The 4,169-nt window shown below is 70.3% G+C and carries 5 protein-coding genes and 1 pseudogene; all 6 read right to left on the minus strand.

Translation table 11 applies throughout. The annotated features are described in order from the left end of the window. Positions 1-129: pseudogene (locus AC5RTT_RS19855) on the minus strand (TadE family type IV pilus minor pilin); the annotation flags it as partial. A gap of 116 nt (positions 130-245) precedes the next feature. Continuing rightward, complete coding sequence (locus AC5RTT_RS19860) at positions 246-584, minus strand: DUF4244 domain-containing protein (protein WP_494146606.1); 339 nt, start codon at positions 582-584, stop codon at positions 246-248. Between the two features lie 136 nt (positions 585-720). Beyond that, positions 721-1,335, minus strand: coding sequence for a type II secretion system F family protein (locus tag AC5RTT_RS19865; RefSeq protein WP_494146607.1), 615 nt, complete (start codon positions 1,333-1,335; stop codon positions 721-723). Beyond that, the gene (locus AC5RTT_RS19870; protein ID WP_494146608.1) at positions 1,332-2,213 is read right to left on the minus strand and encodes a hypothetical protein; all 882 of its coding nucleotides are present in this window, start codon (positions 2,211-2,213) and stop codon (positions 1,332-1,334) included. Before AC5RTT_RS19870 ends, AC5RTT_RS19865 begins: the two co-directional genes overlap by 4 nt. Further along, positions 2,210-3,493 (minus strand): TadA family conjugal transfer-associated ATPase, encoded by a 1,284-nt coding sequence (locus AC5RTT_RS19875; RefSeq protein ID WP_494146609.1) that lies wholly within the window; start codon positions 3,491-3,493, stop codon positions 2,210-2,212. Before AC5RTT_RS19875 ends, AC5RTT_RS19870 begins: the two co-directional genes overlap by 4 nt. After that, the coding region (gene ssd, locus AC5RTT_RS19880) for a septum site-determining protein Ssd (RefSeq protein ID WP_494146610.1) at positions 3,490-4,169 on the minus strand (680 nt) is incomplete at its 5' end. The genes AC5RTT_RS19875 and ssd, both read right to left, overlap by 4 nt.

Below are 4,169 nucleotides of genomic sequence, written 5' to 3' on the forward strand. Positions count from 1 at the left end.
CCCTTCCTCGATCCGCAGCTGGGTTTCCCCCGCCGCAGCCCCCGCCAGGAGCATGGCCAGCAGGGCAAGCACCGCGGGAAGCGCCACGGCGAACTCGGCAGTGACCGCGCCGCGTCCCGAGTTCGACATGCTGCTTCCGTGTCCGGGCCCGGGCTTGCGGTGTCCCCCGGTGCCGGCTTCCCCGCCTTCCGGGCAGAAGGGAACGGTCCGGGCTGTCCGGTACTGGAGCGCGGCCGGCGCAGCGGTCACGGCAGTGCCAGCGCGGTGCGGATCAGGGTCAGCAGGAAGCCGCGGACCTCGTCGCTGCGGAGGATGAAAACAAGGAGGCCCGCCAGGCCAACCGCAGCAAGTGTGGCGATGGCGTATTCGGCGGTGGCCATGCCCGCCTCCGAACCCATCAGCCTGATGGTTCCGCTGTGCTTCCGGGGCAGGCGTGAATCCGGGTAGAGCTCCACAACGTTAGCCGACAGGATGCTGCCGGTATTCATACGTGCCCTGTGGGACCTCTTGCCTTCCCGGTCCGGAGCGGCCGGACGGAACGCGGCAGGTCCGGCGTAGTACCGGCGGTGGTGGTTAATGGACATGTGGTGTTTCCTTTCCTGGGGCCGGTGATGTTGCCGGCTGTCTTGACTCTTCCGGTCCCGGACAGGACCGGTAAGTCCCCGGGTGGCCTAAGTGGAAAAGGCCAGGTTCCCGGCCGGTGTGGAGGGAAAGACGTGGCTAACTGCCGGAGGGCACCAGGGCCAGCAGGACAGGAACCACGCCCAGGCAGATGAAGGCCGGGAGCGAGCAGAGTCCCAGCGGGACGACGAGTTTCACGCCGAGCGAGGCTGCGCGTTTCTCTGCCGCCCGGAATCTCTCCCGGCGCAGCCTTGCTGCTTGGGCATAGAGAATGGCCGACGACGGTGCGCCGGTGAGGGCGGCGAAGCCAAGGGCGTCACGCAGTTCCAGGATCTCGGGGAGCCGGACGGCTGAGCTGCGCCAGGCGGTCTCCCAGTCGGCGCCGATGGACAGGGCGGACACTACCGGCCGGAGCGCCCCGCGGTACCGGGTTGAGGCCGACGCTGCCACGAGTTCCAGTGACCGTCCGATGCTGGAACCTGCGTCCAGCATCGCCGCCACCAGTTCGAGCATCATGGCGATATCTCGCAGGCCAGGCCCGCCCCGGTTGTGTATGGTTCCTGCCTCGCCGGCGGACAGGACAGCCGGGGCCAGTTTGTTGATGCGCAGGAGACGAAGACGTTTCCTCGCCGTCCATTTGTCCGAGCAGATGAGGCAGGCGGCAGCTGCAAGTGACAGGAAGACGGCGGCGGCCAGCGGGACGTTTCCACTCATGGCACTCCTGCCCCGGCGGCGGCCGACACCAGTCGCGCGGACCACACCCGGCCGGCAGCAGTGAGCGCTATCCCGGCCGCCAGCGCTGCCAGGCCCAGGGGTGTTCCCAGCAGAATGGCAAGAGGATCCACCCCCAGCGCCGCTCCCAGGCCCAACCCCATCAGCGGCAGCCAGGTCAGCAGGGTTACGGTGGCCTTTGGGCCTGCCAGGGCTGTCTGCCGGGCAGCGTCGGCGTCGTCCTCCACTTCGAGCTGGGCCGCGAATCGTGTAAGCACATCGGCGAGGGGACATCCGCTGGCTTCCGCGATATCGAGGCAGGCCGCCAGCTCGCACCAGATTCGTGCTTCACGGTCCCGGACCGTGGACGTCGAATCCAAGGTCCTGCGGATGGCCTCGGAAACGGGCCGGCCGCCTGCTGCTGCAGCCCTGGCAGCGGCAAGCACTGCCACGGAACCTGCCGACAGTCCGGCGCCGGGCCGCCGCTCCTGCTGGCTGGCGGCACGGTTCCGGTCCGGGGACTGCACAGGGCGCGGTCGGAAGAGTTTGGCCGGTGGGTGCGCCGGCGGCGCACCGCTGCCCGCCGTACCGTAGACCACCCACAGCTCCTCCCAGAGCCGGCCGGGCGTCCGTCCGCCTTTCAGCAGGGCTGCGAGTTGCTGGACCACCAGGGTCAGGGCCGAGGCTGCCGGCTGACTGCCCCGCCCCGCCGAACGCCCCCGCTTCCGCAAAGCCCCGGGCATGGTAAACCGCCCGGCACCGGCAAAGGGCACAGCCCGGTACTGTCCTGCCGCGCGGCGGAGCCTGGCCGGGGCCCCATGTGGCGGCCTCAGCAGCAGGACGGCCGCCAGGCCGAGGGTGGCGGCCAGCAGCAGGATCACAACAAATCCCCCGCCCGGATCCCCAGCCGGGCCGCGAGCGCCGGCCACGCCGGGCCAGGCACGCCCGCAGCGGTTTCCAGCGCGGGAACGACCGCCAGACCGTCCGTGCCGTCACCAATGACGCCGATGCAGGACACTTCCCGTCCCCGGGAAGTCCGCTCAACGTGGATGACGATGTCAAGGGCGCTTGCTGCCTGGAGCCTCACGGCGTCCGGGCCCAGCCCGGCCAGGGCGCCCAGCGCCGTCAGCCTGGCGGGCACCGCGGCGGCAGTGTTCGCATGGATGGTGCCGCCCCCGCCGCTGTGGCCGGTGTTCATGGCCGTGAGGAGCTCGCGTACCTCCGCTCCGCGGCACTCACCGACCACCAACCGGTCCGGGCGCATGCGCAGCGCCTGCCGGACCAGTTCGCCGAGGTCCACCTCGCCGCCGCCTTCCAGGTTTCCGTGCCGGGACTCGAGCGACACCACGTGCGGATGGAGGGGATTCAGTTCTGCCGCATCCTCGATCAGGACAAGCCGCTCCTCCGGCGAGCACAGCCCCAGCAGGGTTGACAGCAGGGTGGTCTTGCCCGACCCGGTGGCACCGCTGACCAGGAAGCTCAACCTGCGCTCCACCACTTTGCGAAGGACATCCTGCAGCTGTGGACTGAACATTCCGGCCGCCCCGAGTTCGGCCATGGAGAAGACCCGTTCCCGGCGGATACGAACGCTCAGAAGGGTACCTGCCGTGGAGACCGGAGGGAGGACCGCGTGGACGCGGTACCCCCCGGCCAGGCGCACATCCACGCAGGGTGAGCCGTCGTCCAGCCGCCGGCCGCCAGCTGCCACCAGCCTGCAGGCCAGTGCCCGCAGCTGGGATTCGTTGTCGAAAATGATGGCCGTGCGCTCGATGCCGCGGCCCCGGTCCACCCACACCGAATCCGGTGCGTTCACGAAGATATCGGTGGCGGCCGGATCGCGCGTGAGTTCCTGGAGCGGACCCAGGCCGTTCAGCTCCGCGCTGATCCGTTCCGCAGCGGCCAGGGCACCCGCGGTGCCCAGGAGCTTCCCGGTGGCCTGCACGGCGGCTGCCACCCGCGACGGCGTAACCGCACCTGCCTCTGCCATCATTGATTCCCGCACGGATTCCAGCAGCCCGGCGTCAACCCGGCGCCGGCTGTCCTGTCCACGGTTGTCGCGCCGCCGGACAGGCCCCGGGCCCGGCCGGGCTGCCGGCGGTCCGGCCGGTTCGGCGCCGGGCAGGACCGGGCCCGGCACCAGCGGCCCGGGGTGTTGCCTCATGCCAGTTCCTCCACAAACATGTCATCACCCAGTGCGTCGAGGACGGATGCGGCGAAGTGCCGGATGCTTCGCCGCTTGCCCAGGTCAAGGAGCCTGCCGGCCTCGACCGCGGCGGCCACCCCGCGCAATTCCGGCACCCGGCCCTGGACGGGAAGCCCAATGGCGTCGGAGAGCAGCGGCCCGTCCAGCGTGGAACCGGGCTTTCCGCGGACCAGGAGGGCAGCCTCAACCGGAGGGAACTCCTGGAGCAGCCGCGCCGCCGCCACGGCAGCTTTGAGCTGTGCGGGAACCACCACCAGAATCCGGTCGCAATCCCACGTAAAGGCCTGGAGCGGCTCTGTCCGGCGGCCTATGTCCACCACCACCAGTTCGTAGCTCCGCCGGGCAGCGTCCAGTACACCCACCGTGGTGGAGGCAGCCACCGGAACCGGCTGGTCCCTGCTGGCGGGCCACGACAGGAAGGAGAACCCGCCTGCAACGGGCAGGGAGTCCGAAAGCTGCACGGGATCGATGCTGCCCCGGGCATCGGACAGGTCCGGCCAGCGCAGGCCCGGGTTTTCCTCGGCGGCGATGGCAAGCTCCACTCCTCCGCCCCAGGGGTCGCCGTCCACCAGCAGCACACGGACCCCCAGGCCGGCGGCGGCCTGCGCGATCCAAACGGCAGCAGTGGTGGCCC

Source organism: Arthrobacter sp. Y3221157 (assembly GCF_059089865.1).

Excerpts from the sequence above, each read along its gene's own strand:
- AC5RTT_RS19860 (WP_494146606.1), bottom strand. The coding sequence starts at position 584 with ATGTCCATTAACCACCACCGCCGGTACTACGCCGGACCTGCCGCGTTC.
- AC5RTT_RS19865 (WP_494146607.1), bottom strand. The coding sequence starts at position 1,335 with ATGAGTGGAAACGTCCCGCTGGCCGCCGCCGTCTTCCTGTCACTTGCA.
- AC5RTT_RS19875 (WP_494146609.1), bottom strand. The coding sequence starts at position 3,493 with ATGAGGCAACACCCCGGGCCGCTGGTGCCGGGCCCGGTCCTGCCCGGC.